The 14,031-nt window shown below is 71.1% G+C and carries 13 protein-coding genes; 5 read left to right on the forward strand and 8 right to left on the reverse strand.

The annotated features are described in order from the left end of the window. Positions 1 to 14: 14 nt before the first annotated feature. From H149_RS0105815 to H149_RS0105835, 5 genes are all read left to right on the forward strand, one after another. Positions 15 to 1,400, forward strand: a complete 1,386-nt coding sequence (locus H149_RS0105815) for a phosphohexomutase domain-containing protein (protein WP_020648803.1) — start codon at positions 15 to 17, stop codon at positions 1,398 to 1,400. A 143-nt stretch (positions 1,401 to 1,543) separates the two neighbouring features. Further along, positions 1,544 to 3,952, forward strand: coding sequence for a phosphoenolpyruvate synthase (gene ppsA / locus H149_RS0105820; protein WP_026352895.1), 2,409 nt, complete (start codon positions 1,544 to 1,546; stop codon positions 3,950 to 3,952). Next, positions 3,942 to 5,381 carry a WS/DGAT domain-containing protein gene (locus H149_RS0105825; protein ID WP_083930833.1) on the forward strand — a complete coding sequence of 480 codons (1,440 nt, stop codon included), beginning with the start codon at positions 3,942 to 3,944 and terminating at the stop codon, positions 5,379 to 5,381. The genes ppsA and H149_RS0105825 overlap by 11 nt, the downstream gene beginning before the upstream one ends. Before the next feature lie 264 nt (positions 5,382 to 5,645). Next, on the forward strand, positions 5,646 to 6,881 hold the full coding sequence (locus tag H149_RS0105830; protein WP_020648806.1) for an MgtC/SapB family protein: 1,236 nt from the start codon (positions 5,646 to 5,648) through the stop codon (positions 6,879 to 6,881). 108 nt (positions 6,882 to 6,989) lie between these two features. Then, positions 6,990 to 7,757, forward strand: a complete 768-nt coding sequence (locus tag H149_RS0105835; protein ID WP_020648807.1) for a Crp/Fnr family transcriptional regulator — start codon at positions 6,990 to 6,992, stop codon at positions 7,755 to 7,757. A 19-nt stretch (positions 7,758 to 7,776) separates the two neighbouring features. On the opposite strand, the gene H149_RS0105840 is transcribed toward H149_RS0105835, so the two are convergent. The 8 genes from H149_RS0105840 to H149_RS0105875 form a co-directional block, all read right to left on the reverse strand. Continuing rightward, positions 7,777 to 8,388, reverse strand: a complete 612-nt coding sequence (locus H149_RS0105840) for a response regulator transcription factor (RefSeq protein ID WP_020648808.1) — start codon at positions 8,386 to 8,388, stop codon at positions 7,777 to 7,779. 17 nt (positions 8,389 to 8,405) lie between these two features. Next, positions 8,406 to 9,935: a PAS domain-containing sensor histidine kinase gene (locus tag H149_RS0105845; protein ID WP_020648809.1), complete on the reverse strand. Its 1,530-nt coding sequence runs from the start codon at positions 9,933 to 9,935 to the stop codon at positions 8,406 to 8,408. A gap of 49 nt (positions 9,936 to 9,984) precedes the next feature. After that, positions 9,985 to 10,425, reverse strand: coding sequence for a thioredoxin family protein (locus H149_RS0105850; protein WP_020648810.1), 441 nt, complete (start codon positions 10,423 to 10,425; stop codon positions 9,985 to 9,987). Further along, positions 10,422 to 11,060, reverse strand: coding sequence for a sulfite exporter TauE/SafE family protein (locus H149_RS0105855; RefSeq protein WP_020648811.1), 639 nt, complete (start codon positions 11,058 to 11,060; stop codon positions 10,422 to 10,424). Before H149_RS0105855 ends, H149_RS0105850 begins: the two co-directional genes overlap by 4 nt. A 1-nt stretch (position 11,061) precedes the next feature. Continuing rightward, positions 11,062 to 11,376: a TraR/DksA family transcriptional regulator gene (locus tag H149_RS0105860; RefSeq protein WP_169518316.1), complete on the reverse strand. Its 315-nt coding sequence runs from the start codon at positions 11,374 to 11,376 to the stop codon at positions 11,062 to 11,064. 85 nt (positions 11,377 to 11,461) lie between these two features. After that, the gene (gene ccoS, locus H149_RS22600; protein ID WP_020648813.1) at positions 11,462 to 11,605 is read right to left on the reverse strand and encodes a cbb3-type cytochrome oxidase assembly protein CcoS; all 144 of its coding nucleotides are present in this window, start codon (positions 11,603 to 11,605) and stop codon (positions 11,462 to 11,464) included. Beyond that, positions 11,605 to 13,803 (reverse strand): heavy metal translocating P-type ATPase, encoded by a 2,199-nt coding sequence (locus tag H149_RS19925; RefSeq protein ID WP_020648814.1) that lies wholly within the window; start codon positions 13,801 to 13,803, stop codon positions 11,605 to 11,607. Before H149_RS19925 ends, ccoS begins: the two co-directional genes overlap by 1 nt. 36 nt (positions 13,804 to 13,839) lie before the next feature. Then, complete coding sequence (locus H149_RS0105875; RefSeq protein ID WP_020648815.1) at positions 13,840 to 14,022, reverse strand: hypothetical protein; 183 nt, start codon at positions 14,020 to 14,022, stop codon at positions 13,840 to 13,842. Positions 14,023 to 14,031: the final 9 nt, after the last annotated feature.

The following is a 14,031-nucleotide window of genomic DNA, read 5'->3' on the forward strand; positions in this document are numbered from 1 at the left end:
CTTCGCGCGCCGCCATGCCGGCCGTGGCCGAGGCCTCGCTGGCATGCTTCAAGGCCTACGACATCCGCGGCCGCGTGCCGGACGAGCTCAACGAGACGCTCGTCTACCGGCTCGGGCTCGCCTACGCGCGGCGCTTCGGCGCGCGCCGCGTCGCGGTCGGCTGCGACGTCCGCCAGAGCAGTCCGATGCTCGTCGCGGCGCTCGCCAAGGGCCTCGACGACGGCGGCGCCGAGGTCTTCGACATCGGCCTGTGCGGCACCGAGGAGATCTACTTCGCCGCGTTCCAGCCCGGCATCGACGGCGGCATCATGGTCACCGCCTCGCACAACCCGATCGAGTACAACGGGCTCAAGCTGGTGCGCGGCGGCGCGCGGCCGATCTCCGGCGATTCCGGCCTGCGCGATCTGGAAGCCGACGTGCTCGCCTCGACCGCCGAGCCGAAGGACGGTCCGGCACGCACCCGGCTGATCTCCTTCCGCGAGCGCTACGTCGCGCATCTGCTCGGTTATCTCGGCGACGCGGCCCAGCGCGCCGCGCTCAAGCCGCTGACGATCGCCGTCAATCCCGGCAACGGCGGCGCCGGCCTCGTCGTCGATGCGCTGGCGCCGCACCTGCCGTTTCGCATCGAACGTCTCCACGCGCGTCCGGACGGCCACTTCCCGAACGGCATTCCGAATCCGCTGCTGCCGCAGAATCGCGGCGCCACCGCCGATTTCGTGCGCGCGACCGGCGCCGACTTCGGCGTCGCCTGGGACGGCGACTTCGACCGCTGCTTCCTGTTCGACGAGCACGGCACGTTCATCGAGGGTTACTACATCGTCGGCCTGCTCGCCGAGGCGATGCTGCGCCGGCATCCCGGCGCGAAGATCATCCACGACCCGCGTCTGACCTGGAACACGATCGACATCGTCCGCCGCGCCGGCGGCGTGCCGGTGCAGAGCAAGACCGGCCATGCCTTCATCAAGGAACGCATGCGCGCCGAGAACGCCGTCTACGGCGGCGAGATGAGCGCGCACCACTACTTCCGCGACTTCGCCTACTGCGACAACGGCACGATCCCGTGGCTGCTGGTCGCGCAGCTGATCAGCGACAGCGGCATGCCGCTGTCGGCGCTGGTCGGCGAGCGCATGCAGCGATTTCCGGCCAGCGGCGAGATCAACCGCACGGTCGCCGACATCGGCGCGGTGCTGGCCGCGGTCGAGGCGCGCTACGCGCCCGGCGCGCTGCGCGTCGAACACATCGACGGCCTGTCGGTGGCGTTCGCCGACTGGCGCTTCAACCTGCGCGGCTCGAACACCGAGCCGGTGCTGCGCCTCAACGTCGAATCGCGCGGCGACGCGCCGCTGATGCGTGAACGCACGCACGAACTGCTGGCGCTGATCGGCGGCACGCCGGGCTGAAGCCGCGGACGATTGACGATCGTCAATGCTGCCCTGATCCCGCGGGCGGAAGCTGATCGGAACCGTGGCGGCAGCGCCGCTATGTTCTTCCCCCAGAGCTGTCCGGCGCCCCCCGGCCGCCGCAGCGCCGTCGCGAGGTCGTCATGCAGAATTCCTCTCCCTACGCCGTGTCGTTCGAGAATGCCGGCGGCGTCGCCTCGGTCGGCGGCAAGAATGCCTCGCTCGGCGAGCTGATCCGCACCCTCGGCGGTGCCGGCATCCGCGTGCCGGCCGGCTTCGCGACGACCGCCGACGCCTACCGCCGCTTCGTCGCCGACAACGAGCTCGATCGCACGATCGACGCCGCGCTCGGCGACTGGCGCGACGGCCGTGCCACGCTGGCCGACGCCGGCACGCGCATCCGCAACGCCTTCCTGGAAGCACGCTGGCCGGCCGAGATCGAGCTGGCGATCCGCGAAGCCTACATGGTGCTCTGCGCGCGCAGCGGCAAGGAGAACGCGGCGGTCGCAGTGCGCTCCAGCGCCACCGCCGAGGACTTGCCGAACGCCAGCTTCGCCGGCCAGCAGGAGACCTTTCTGAACGTTTCGGGCACCGGCGCGCTGCTCGACGCCTGCCGGCGCTGCTATGCCTCGCTGTTCACCGACCGCGCGATCGCCTATCGCCACGAACGCGGCTTCGACGCCGCCCGCATCGCGCTGTCGATCGGCGTCCAGCAGATGGTGCGTTCCGACCTCGGCAGCTCCGGCGTGATGTTCACGCTCGACACCGAGAGCGGCTTCGGCAAGGTGGTCCTGATCAACGCCGCCTGGGGGCTCGGCGAGACCGTCGTGCAGGGCCTCGTCGACCCGGACGAGTACGTCGTCTTCAAGCCGCTGCTCGACGAGCCGCGCTTCGTGCCGATCATCGAGCGCAAGCGCGGCGAGAAGGCGGTGAAGATGATCTTCAGTGACGACGCCGACGGCGGCACGCACAGCGTGCCGACGACCGCCGCCGAGCGCGAGGCCCGCGTGCTCGACGACGCCACGATCCTGCAGCTCGCCCGCTGGGGCTGCGCGATCGAGAAACACTACGGCGTGCCGATGGACATCGAGTGGGCGCGCGATGGCGAGAGCGGCGAGCTGTTCATCGTTCAGGCGCGTCCGGAAACCGTGCACACGCAGCGCGACGCCCTGACGATGAAGTCCTACCGCCTGCGCACGACCGGCCAACGCCTGCTCGAAGGCCTGGCGATCGGCGAGGCGGCGGTCTGCGGCCCGGTGGTGCGCGTCAGCAACCCGCGCGAGGTCGAGAAATTTCCGGATGGTGCGGTGCTGGTCGCCGAGAACACCGATCCGGACTGGGTGCCGATCATGCGCAAGGCGACGGCGATCGTCACCGATCACGGCGGCCGCACCTCGCATGCGGCGATCGTCAGCCGCGAACTCGGCGTGCCGGCGCTGATCGGCACCGGCGAGGCGACGCGCGTGCTGCGCGACGGCCAGATGGTCACCGTGGCCTGCTCCGAGGGCGAAGTCGGCCATGTCTACGACGGCCAGGCGGAGGTCGTCGTCGAGGAGCACTCGCTGCGCCACCTGCCGGCGACGCATACGCGCCTGATGCTCAATCTCGCCAATCCGGACGCGGCCTTCCGCTGGTGGCGGCTGCCGGCCGACGGCGTCGGTCTGGCGCGCATGGAATTCGTCATCAGCAACGCGATCAAGATCCACCCGATGGCACTGCTGCATCCGGAACGCGTCCGCGACCCGGCAGCGCTGGCGCAGATCGCGCAGCTGACCGCCGGCTACGCCGACCGCGCGGAGTACTTCGTCGAGCGCCTCGCGACCGGGCTCGGGCGCCTCGCCGCGGTGGTGCACCCGAAGCCTTGCGTGATCCGCCTGTCCGATTTCAAGACCAACGAGTATGCCGATCTCATCGGCGGCGCCGACTTCGAGCCCCACGAAGAAAATCCGATGCTCGGCTTTCGCGGCGCCTCGCGCTACTACTCGCCGCGCTATCGCGAGGGCTTCGCGCTGGAATGCCGCGCGATCAAGCGCCTGCGCGAGGCCATGGGCTTCGACAACGTCATCGTCATGGTGCCGTTCTGCCGCACGCTGGGCGAGGCCGATCGCGTGCTCGAAGTGCTCGCCGAGAATGGCCTGCGCCGCGGCGAGCTCGGCCTGAAGATCTATGTGATGTGCGAGATTCCGTCGAACGTGATCCTCGCCGAGAAGTTCGCGCGGCGCTTCGACGGCTTCTCGATCGGCAGCAACGACCTCACGCAGCTGACGCTCGGCATCGACCGCGATTCGGCCGAACTGGCGAGCCTGTTCGACGAAAGCGATCCGGCGGTGCGCTCGCTGATCGAGACCGTGATCGAGCGCGCGCACCGCGCCGGCGCGAGCGTCGGCATCTGCGGCGAGGCGCCGAGCGCGCACCCGGCCTTCGCGCAGTTCCTGGTCCAGGCCGGCATCGATTCGATCTCGGTGAACCCGTCGAGCTTCCTCACGGTCAAGAGCAATATCGCCTCGACCGAGGTGCAGCCCTCCGGCAAGGAACTTCGCCATGCCAGCTGAAGAAGTGATGCCCGGCGCCGAGGCCTGGCCGGCCGAGGCGATGCCTTCCGTCGACCGCGCCTGGCTCGAGATGGACATGGACAAGAGTCCGATGGTCATCTCGGCGATCCTCGATCTCGAGGGCGTCGGCGATCTCGAAGTCCTGCAGCGCGAGATTCTCTCCCGGCTGATGCGCCACCCGCGCTTCGCCCAGCAGATCGACGACTCGCGGCGCCCTTCGGCGTGGCGGCGCGCGCGCGATTTCGAGCCGGCCCAGCACATCGGCATCCGCCACGTCACCGAGCGCGAGCTGCCGGCGGCGGTCGCCGACGAAATGCGCCGCGGCCTCGATCGCGAGCGCCCGCTGTGGCACGTCACCCTGTTTCCGGTCGGCGAACGCCGCGTCACCGTGCTGTTCCGCGCCCATCACGCGATGGGTGACGGGGTCGGCTTCATCCAGTTGCTGCTCGGCCTGCATGACGACGTCGAGGCGCCGCCGCCGCCGCTGCCGGCGCTGCCGCGACGCGGGCCGCTGGCGCCGCTGATCGAGCGCCTGCAGGACGTCGACGCCTCGCTGCTGCGTCTGCGCGGCTTTCTCGCGCGCAGCGGCGAGGATCCGCTCGGCGTGCTGTCGCAGACCGTTGCGCTCGGCCGCGACGCCGCCACGCTGGTGGCGCTGCTGGCGCGCGGCGGCGAACGTCCGCAGCAGTTCAGCGCCGCGCTGTCCGGTCACCGCGCCGTGGCCTGGAGCCACGAGCTGCCGACCACGGCGGCGATCAAGCGCGCCGCGCATGCGCTCGGCTGCACGCACAACGACCTGATGCTGACGGCGCTGGCCGGCGCCTTCGCGCACTATCTGCACAGTGAGTGCCGCGAGGACATCGCGCCCGAGCAGGAACTGCGCATCGCCATCCCGGTCAATCTGCGCAAGTGCTCGGACGCGATGCTCAGCAACCGTTTCGGCCTAGGCCTGCTCGATCTGCCGGTCGGCATCCGTGATCCGCACAAGCGCCTCGCCGTCGTCGTCGAACGCACGCGCCGCCTCAAGAATTCGCGCGAGGCACACGCCGTCTTCATCGGCCTGGCGGTCGCCGGCGAGCTGCCGGGCCGCGTCGAGCGCAATCTGGTCGGGCTGATCGCGCGCAAGGCCTGCGCCGTGGTCTCCAACCTGCCGGGGCCGGAACAGAGCCTGCACTTCGCCGGCGCGCGCATCGCCAACATCGTCTTCTGGCCGCCGCAGAGCGGCGGCATCGGCATCGGCGTCAGCCTGCTGAGCTACGCCGGGCGCAGCACGCTCGGCATTTCGTCGGATGTCGCCGTGCTACGATCGCCGCGCGTCTTGCTCGATGCCTTCGTCGGCGAACTCGAGGCGCTGCTCCACGAAGCGGCGCCGGCAAGACACACGACCCGGACCACGACCCGGCCCCGCGCCCGCCGCGCCAAGGCCTGATGGAGAGCGCATGGATGCCAGTACAGGGCCTGTTAACGCTAATCGCGTCGCCGTGGTGGCGCCTGGCGAGCCGCCAGGCAAGGCGCGAGACGCGCACTTGGGTGATTCCCAAGAAGCGGCTCGCAACGCCGCATGGCGGTTCGCCAGGCGGCATCCCGAAGGGACCGGCCCCACATCAACCGTTTGGGCCGCATCGCGGGCAATTCGCTCGGCCACGGCGACGCGATTAGCGGTAACAGGCCCTAGTGCGGGGCCTGCCCGCCGGTGAGCAATGCCACTTCGATCGGCGTGTCGCTGCTGATCGGCCTTCTGATCGGAATCGAGCGCGGCTGGCATGAGCGCGACGCCGGCGACGGCCAGCGCATCGCCGGCATCCGCACCTTCTCCCTGATCGGCCTGTTCGGCGGCGTCTGCGCCGCGTTCGGCGACGGCGCGCCGCTCGTGCTCGGCGCCGGCCTGCTCGGACTGGCCGGCGTACTGGCCTTCGCCCAGCACGCCTACCCCGAGCGCCGCGACCACGGCATCACCACGCTGATCGCCGCACTGCTGACCTATGGGCTCGGCGCCCTCGCTGTGCACGGCGAACCGGCGATCGCCGGCGGCGCGGCGGTGCTGACGACCGCACTGCTCGGCCTCAAGCAGCCGATCCACCAGCTGCTGCAGCGTCTGCAGGGCGCCGAGCTGCTCGCCGCGCTGCAGCTGCTGCTGCTCGCCGTCGTCGTCATGCCGCTGCTGCCCAAGCGCGCGCTCGATCCCTGGCAGCTGATCAGTCCGTACGAGTTCGCCGGTCTGGTGCTGCTGCTGGCCCTGCTGTCGTTCGCCGGCTACGCCGCGGTGCGCCTGTTCGGCTGGCGGCTCGGCGCGCTGATGAGCGGCGCCGCCGGCGGCCTGGTGTCGTCGACCGCGGTCATCGTCAGCTGGGCACCGCTGCTGCGCGAAGCCGCCGCCTCGCAGCGCGCGGCCAGCGGCGCGATGCTCGCCGCCTGCGGCGTGATGCCGATGCGCGTGCTGGTGCTCGGTTCGCTGATCGCCCCGGTGCTGGCGCCGCAGCTGATCGTGCCGGCGCTGCTGATGACGGCGACCCTGCTGCCGTTCATCCTGCTGCGCCTGCCGCCGGCCGGCGCGGTCGCCGAATCCCGGCTGCCGCTGCGCAATCCGATGAGCCTGTGGAGCGCGGGGCGCTTCGCGGTGCTGCTGGTGATCGTGATGATCGCCGTCGAACTGGCGCGCCGGCATTTCGGCGCGCCCGGCCCGCTCTACGCCGCCGCGGTCGGCGGCCTCGCCGATGTCGACGCGGTCACGCTGACGCTGGCGCGGCTGGTCGCGGCCGGCAGCGACGGCCGCATCGCCACGACCGGCATGGTGCTGGCGATGCTGGTCAACAACGTCGTCAAGGCGACGATGGCCGGCGTGCTCGGCGGCCGGCCGGCGTGGCGACAGGTCGCCGCGCCCCTGATGTTGAGCAATCTGGCCGGCGGCCTGGCCCTGTTTCTGGTCTGATCCGCAATCGACTACGTAGTTTCCGCAGGCCGACTACGCGGAAATCCGAATGGGCGGCCTTGGTGCGCTTCCTTACAGTACCTCCACGTTCAAGCGGGGGTACACACCATGTCGACGCAGAGCCAGTGCAACACCGAAGTCTCCGAACCGTGCCGCAGCTGCATGCGCCAGGGCGCCTGCCTCGGCGCCGTGGTCCAGGAAGCGGCATCGTCGACCTGCGTGACGGTCGTCACGCTGCAGCGCGGGCAGAGCCTGCACCGCGTCGGCGATCCGGCCAACGCCATCTATGTGGTGCAGTCCGGGGCCTTGAAGTCGCGCCGCAACTCGGTGCAGGGCGAGGAGGAAATCGTCGCTTTCCGCCTGCCGGGCGACACCCTCGGCCTCGATGATTTCGGCCAGATGCAGCGCGGCACCGAAGCCGTCGCGCTGTGCCCGACCCGCGTCTGCCGCATGCCGCTCGACGTGCTGCAGAGCGAAGTGCATCTGTCCTCGGCCGTCGCGGAGCGCCTGTTCAACGACCTCGGCCAGGAATTCGAACGTCTGCACGAGCGTCTGCAGAACGAGCGCCGCTCGGCGCAGTCGCGCATCGCCAGCTTCCTGCTCGCGCAGCTGCAGCGCCGCCGCCGCCTGTTCGGCGCGCAGATCGACCGCTTCACGCTGCCGATGACCCGCGTCGACCTCGGCCGCTTCCTCGGGCTGGCGACCGAAACCGTGTCGCGCATGTTCACGCGCCTGCAGCTCGACGGCGTGATCGCCTGCGACGGCAACGGCGTGCAGGTGCTCGATGACGCCGCGCTGCAGCAGCAGGCCGGCGAACAATCCTCCGCGGCCGCGCCGGTTGCCCGCGCGCGGCCGACACTGGCCCGCGCCGCCTGAGGCGGCCGGGCGCGGGCGCTCAGGCCGAACTGCGCAGGTTCAGCAGCATCTGCACCAGCGGCCCGAGCGCCCGCACGTCCATCTTCTGCATGATGTGGGCGCGGTGCAGCTCGACGGTGCGCTCGGACAGGCCCAGTTCGAGGGCGATGACCTTGTTGGCATGGCCGTCGACGAGACGCTGGGCGATCTCGCGCTCGCGCGGCGTCAGCGTCGCGTAGCGGGCCTCGATCTCGGAGCGCTGCTGGTTGGAGACCGCCTGCTTCTCGTCATTGTCGAGCGCGCGGCGCACGCGGGTCAGCAGATCCTCGTCGTGGAAAGGCTTCTGCAGGAAATCGAAGGCACCGGCGCGCATCGCCTCGACCGCCATCGGCACGTCGCCATGGCCGGTCATGAAGATCACCGGCAGGCGGCTGCCGCGTTCCTTGAGCAGGCGCTGCACGTCGAGGCCGCTCATGCGCGGCATGCGCACGTCGAGCAGCAGGCAGCCGCGCCACGAGGATTGCCACTCCGCCAGGAACTTCGACGGATCGTTGAAGGCACGGCTCGGCAGGCGCACGCTCTTGAGGAGCAGGACTACGCTGTCGCAGACCGCCTCCTCATCGTCGACGATGTAGACCAGCACCTCGCTCATGTCCGCTCCCCGGAATCTCAGTCGGCCGCAATCGGCAGGCGCAGCACGAAGGTCGCTCCCGCGTTCTCGTTGACGTAATAGCTTAGCTCGCCGCCGTGAGCGCGGGCGATCGACTGGCAGATCGACAGGCCGAGGCCCATGCCCTGCGGCTTGGTCGTATAGAACGGCTCGAACAGGTGGGCGGCCGCTTCGGCGCTGATGCCCGGGCCGCCGTCGACGACGCGGATCTCGACGAACATGCCGGCCAGCGACGCGGTGACGATATCGATGCGATCGCTGGTGCGCGCGCCGCTCATCGCCTCGAGCGCGTTGCGGACCAGATTGAGCAGCACCTGCTGGATCTGCACGGCGTCGCCGTGCACGTCCGGAACGTCCGGGTCCAGATGCGCGCGCAGGCGCACGCCGGCCTGGCGGGTGTCGAACTCGACCAGCGGCAGCACGCCGTGCACCAGCTGGTTGACGTCGAGCCGCTCGCGCTGCTCCTCCTGGCGCCGCGTCAGCGCACGCAGGCCGCGGATCACCTGTCCGGCACGCTCGGCCTGGGCGGCGATCTTCTCGAGCGGCTCGAACAGATCCTCCGGCGTCGCCTGCCCGGACTGCAGCAGGCGGCGGCAGGCGCTCGCGTAGTTGGCGATCGCGGTCAGCGGCTGGTTCACCTCGTGGGCGATGCCGCTGACCATCTCGCCGAGCTGGCCGACGCGGCTCGCATGCATCAGGCGCACGCGCAGCGCCTCGGCCTCGCGATTGGCGGCGAGCACGGCGCTGCGGTCGACGATCTCGCTGATGATCAGTTCCGGCGTGCCGTCCTCGCCGGCCACCGCCGCGCTGTAGTGCAGCGCCTGCAGTTCCGAACCGTCGTGGCGGCGGTAGCGGAACTCCTGGCGGAATTCGCCCTCGCCGTGCTGCAGGCGTTCGAAGGCCTCGAGCAGACGCGGCCGATCCTCCGGATGCACGAAATCGGAGTGACGCATGCCGATCAGTTCCTCGACCGAGGCCCCGAACAGCTCCGCGCAGGCCCGGTTCGCGCGCAGGATGTGGCCGCCGAGATCGGTGGTCATCATCGCCGTCGGCGCGTAATCGAAGATCAGGCGCAGCTCCTCGCCGGTCTGGCGCAGCATCGCCTCCTGGTGCTTGCGCTCGGAGATGTCGCGCAGGATGCCGACGTAGCCGCGCACGCCGCCGGTGACGAACTCGCCGACCGACAGATCGATCGGAAACGTCGTGCCGTCCTTGCGCAGCGCGACGACCTCGCGGCCGATGCCGATGATGCGGCGCTCGCCGGTGCGCGCGTAACGCTCGATATAGGCATCGTGCTCGCCGCGGTACGGCTGCGGCATCAGCATGCTGACGTTGCGGCCGTGCACTTCGGCCGCGGCGTAGCCGAACAGCATCTCCGCCGAGCGGTTGAAGGCGATGACGTGGCCGCGGGCGTCGATCAGCATGATCGCGTCGACGGCGGCATCGAGCAGGGCGCGCAGCGGATCGTCGGCGATCGGCGGCTGGTTGGCCATGGTGGGGGGCACGGTGAACAGGCGGTAGGCAGCCATCTTACTCATCCGCCGGAGTCCCGGCAGCCAAAAACGGAAAATCGGTGGATCAGGCCGCTCGGCCGGCGATCGCCGCCTGGCGGTCGAGCCAGTCGAGCAGCGCTTCGAGCCGCATCGTGCCGCTGATGCGCCCGATTTCGCGGCCATCGGTGTAGTAGACGAGGGTCGGCAGGTTGGCGATGTCCTCGCGCACGGCGATCGCCTCCGCCTCGTCGACATTGCAGGCGGCGAAGCCGACGTCGCGGCGGTAGGACGCGGCGTCGGCGAAGACCGGCCCCAGCACCGAGCACGGCCCGCACCATGGCGCCCAGAAGTGGACGACCGTCGGCCGGCCCGCCTCGACGAGGCTCGAATCGAAGTCCTCGGCGGTGAGCGCCTGCACGGCCGGCGGCAGCCATTCGCCGCAGCCGGCGCAACGGCCGCCGTCGTAGCCGAATTCGGCACGACCGCAGCACGGGCAGACGACGAGTGCGTGGCCGCGGGCGCTCATGGCAGGCACCACAGTCCGCCATGAAAGGCCGGCATCGCCGCCGAGGCGGCGAATCCGGCGACGCCGACCAGGATCATCAGGCCGCCGGCGAGCCGTGGCGCCTGCTGCAAGCGGCCCATGCCGGCGAACGCCCAGCCGCTGGCCGCCAGCAAGGGGCTGCTGCCGGCCGCGAAGGCGGCGAGCAGCAACGCGCCGAGCCACGGCGAGCCGCTGAAGGCAACGGCCGACAGTGCGAAGTACAGGGTCGCGCAGGGCATCAACGCCCACAGCAGTCCGCGGCCGAAGCGGCGCCAGGGACCGGCGTCAGTGCGCGGCACGCAGCAGGCCGGCACGCGCCGCCGCAGCTGGCGCCAGCCGAGGACGACCAGGGCGACCGCGGCGACGAGCTGCAGCGCGAGGCCGAAGCCGGTTGACGGCAGGACGCGGGTCAGCAGCGCACCGCCGGCGCCGGCGGCGGCACCGAGCAGCGCATAGCCGGTGATGCGGCCGGCATGCAGCGGCAGCAGTTCCAGCAGCAGCGGACGCTGCCCGCCGCGCGGCAGATGCAGCTGCTGCACGGCACCGCACATCAGGCTGCAATGCGGCGACGTCGCGAGACCGGCGACGAACATGGCCGGGACGGCCAGCTCGAACATCTCAGCGCTCGTCCGCGCAGGCGCTACAGCGTGTCGCCTCCGGCAATTTCCCGTGTCGCGCCTCGCCGATCGGCTGGCCGCAGCGTTCGCATTCGTCCCACTGGCCGGCATCGTCGCGGCGCAGGGCGTGATCGATCTGGCGGATTGCGGTCCGCGTGCGGTGCGCCAGCGCGTCGACGACCTCGTCGTTCTCGGTCTCGGCCGCCTGCTCCGCGAAATCCGCGGACAACGGCGCGGCGGAGCGCTGCTGGTCATACTCGAGACGCTTCAGCTGCTCGGCATACTGCTCGCGGCGGCGTTGCAGTCCGGCGCGCACTTCGGAAGGCATAGTCCTGTTCGTCATCGCAAACTCCATTTGCGTTGAGTATCGGACCGAACGGCGGCGCCGACCTTGATCTGCGTCAGCGCGGATCGTCGTCCGGCATCCTGCCGGCGACGCTGTCGAGGTCCTCGTACTGGCCGCTGCGGATCGCCCAGACCAGCAACGCACCGGCTGCCGCCATCAGCACGACGCCGAGCGGGATCAGCAGGAACAGGATTTGCATCAGCCCTTCTCCTCGCGCCGCGGCAGGCGCAGCGCGTTCAGCACCACGATCAGCGACGACGCCGACATGCCGAGCGCCGCCATCCACGGCGCCAGCGCCCCCGCCATCGCCAGCGGCAGCACTGCGACGTTGTAGAGCAGCGCCCAGCCGATGTTCTGCAGCACGCGGCGACGGATGCCGCGCGCCAGCGTCGGCGCCTCGGCCAGCGCCCGCAGCGACTCGTCGACCAGCAGCAGGTCGGCGCGCGCCTGGGCGAGCGCGGCGCCCTGCGGCATCGCGCAGGCGACGTCGGCACCGGCCAGCAGCGGTGCGTCGTTGATGCCGTCGCCGACCGCCATCACCACCCGTCCCTGCGCCTGCAGCTGACGCACATGCTCGAGCTTGTCCTCGGGGCGCATGCGGGCGTGGACCTCGGTGATGCCGACCAGGCGCGCCAGGGCCTGCGCCGGAGCGTCGGCGTCGCCGGTCAGCAGGCGCACGTCGATGCCCTGCCGGCGCAGCGCGGCGACCGCAGCGGCAGCCTCCGGACGCGGCTGCGCCTGCAGCGCGAAGCGCGCCAGCGTGTGCCGCTCGTCGCGCAGCGCCAGCAAGGTCGCCGCCGCCTCGCCGGCCCCGGCCGACAGGCCGTCGGCGGCGCCGATCCAGTAGCGTCGCCCTTCGACGAGGCCGGCGACACCGCGGCCCGGCGCGCTGCGTACCTCGCGCGCCGGCAGGTTCTGTTCGTAGCGGCGGAATGCCTGCGCGAGCGGATGCGTCAGCTCGCGCTCCAGCGCTGCGGCGATCGCCAGACAGCGCTCCGCGGTTTCGCTGCCGAGCACTTCGACGTGCTCGACCACCGGCTGCGCGCGCGTCAGCGTGCCGGTCTTGTCGAACACCACGGTGTCGACGTCGGCGAGACGGCCGAGGCTGCGCGGCCGCGCGACCAGCACGCCACGCCGCGCCAGGCGGCCGCTGCCGGCGGCAAAGGCCAGCGGACCGGCCAGCGACAGCGCGCACGGACAGCTGGCGACCAGCACCGCGAGCGCCGCCGACAGTGCATGCTCGTGGTCATGCGACCACCAGACCGCGGCGGTGGCCGCGGCGAGCAGCAGGATCAGCAGCGAGAACACGCCGGCAACGCGATCGAGCGCCTGCTGGAACGGCGGACGCTCGCGCTCGGCGCGCTGCAGCACGGCGGTGATCTGCGCCAGCCAGGTCTGGCTGCCGAGCGCTTCGGCGCGCAGACGCAGCGGCGCGGCGCCGACGTTGACGCTGCCGGCCAGCAAGCGTTCGTGGCGGCGGTGCAGCACCGGCTTGGCTTCGCCGCTGAGCAGGGCCTCGTCGAGTTCGGCGGCCAGATCGAGCAGCGCGCCGTCGACCGGCACCGCCTCGCCCGGCGCGACCTTGAGCACGTCGCCGAGCGCGACCTGCGCCAGCGGTACCGTCTGGTCGCCGCCCTCGCCGACGCGTGTCGCCGTCAGCTTGCGCATGCCGACCAGGCGGCGCAGGTGGCCGGCCGCGGTGGCGCGCGAGCGGCCCTCGAGGAAGCGCGCGCCGGACAACAGCATCACGAACATCGTCGCCGAGTCGAAGTACAGCTCGCCCTCGCCCGCCAGCACGCGCCAGGCCGAGACCAGATAGGCGATCAGGATCGAGACCGCGATCGGCACGTCCATGTCGACGCGGCGCGCGCGCAGCGCCCGCGCCGCGCCGGCGAGAAACGGCCAGCCGCCGTAGATCACGCACGGCGTCGCAAACAGCCACTGCGTCCAGCGCAGCAGCTGCAGCACCGCGGGATCGATGTTCGCGGCGTCGCTGCCGTAGGTCGGCCAGGCCAGCATCATCACCTGCATCGCGCACAGCACGGCGACACCGATGCGCGCCAACTGCTCGCGCGCGCCGCGGCGGTCGCCGTTGAGCTGCGCGTCCTGGGCCAGCACGCGCGGCGTGTAGCCTTCGGCATCGAGCAGCGCGAGGAGCGACGACAACGGCTCGACTTCCGGCGCGAAGCGGAACTGCACCGTGCGGCCGGCGAGATTGACCTGCACCTGGTCGGCATGCGGCGCGAGCAGGCGCTCGACGCGCGCGACGCAGGCCGCGCAGTGCATGCCGTCGAGGCCGAGCAGGACCTCGCGCTGCCCGGCGCCGGCCGGCGCGCTGATGCTGTCGCGCAGCTCCGGACGATCGTAGACCTGCCACTGCAGGGCGCTCGCGCTCATGCGAAGGATTCCGATGATGACGTCAGTCGTGGCCGTTCAGCGCGGATTGACGATCGGCCCGTGCGTTTCGGGCAACGGCGTGAAGCCGCCCTCGAAGGCCAGCGTCATCGTCACCGCGCCGGCGATCAGCACCGCCGCCGGCAGCAGGAACAGCAGCGCGAATTCGAGGCCGTAGTGCGAACCGCGGCGCGTCGTGGTGACTGTGGTGCTCGTGTCCATGGCGATACC

Source organism: Solimonas variicoloris DSM 15731 (genome assembly GCF_000382285.1).
GTDB lineage: Bacteria > Pseudomonadota > Gammaproteobacteria > Nevskiales > Nevskiaceae > Solimonas > Solimonas variicoloris.

Excerpts from the sequence above, each read along its gene's own strand:
- H149_RS0105815 (WP_020648803.1), top strand. The coding sequence starts at position 15 with ATGCCGGCCGTGGCCGAGGCCTCGCTGGCATGCTTCAAGGCCTACGAC.
- ppsA (WP_026352895.1), top strand. The coding sequence starts at position 1,544 with ATGCAGAATTCCTCTCCCTACGCCGTGTCGTTCGAGAATGCCGGCGGC.
- H149_RS0105825 (WP_083930833.1), top strand. The coding sequence starts at position 3,942 with ATGCCAGCTGAAGAAGTGATGCCCGGCGCCGAGGCCTGGCCGGCCGAG.
- H149_RS0105835 (WP_020648807.1), top strand. The coding sequence starts at position 6,990 with ATGTCGACGCAGAGCCAGTGCAACACCGAAGTCTCCGAACCGTGCCGC.
- H149_RS0105840 (WP_020648808.1), bottom strand. The coding sequence starts at position 8,388 with ATGAGCGAGGTGCTGGTCTACATCGTCGACGATGAGGAGGCGGTCTGC.
- H149_RS0105845 (WP_020648809.1), bottom strand. The coding sequence starts at position 9,935 with ATGGCTGCCTACCGCCTGTTCACCGTGCCCCCCACCATGGCCAACCAG.
- H149_RS0105850 (WP_020648810.1), bottom strand. The coding sequence starts at position 10,425 with ATGAGCGCCCGCGGCCACGCACTCGTCGTCTGCCCGTGCTGCGGTCGT.
- H149_RS0105855 (WP_020648811.1), bottom strand. The coding sequence starts at position 11,060 with ATGTTCGAGCTGGCCGTCCCGGCCATGTTCGTCGCCGGTCTCGCGACG.
- ccoS (WP_020648813.1), bottom strand. The coding sequence starts at position 11,605 with ATGCAAATCCTGTTCCTGCTGATCCCGCTCGGCGTCGTGCTGATGGCG.
- H149_RS19925 (WP_020648814.1), bottom strand. The coding sequence starts at position 13,803 with ATGAGCGCGAGCGCCCTGCAGTGGCAGGTCTACGATCGTCCGGAGCTG.
- H149_RS0105875 (WP_020648815.1), bottom strand. The coding sequence starts at position 14,022 with ATGGACACGAGCACCACAGTCACCACGACGCGCCGCGGTTCGCACTAC.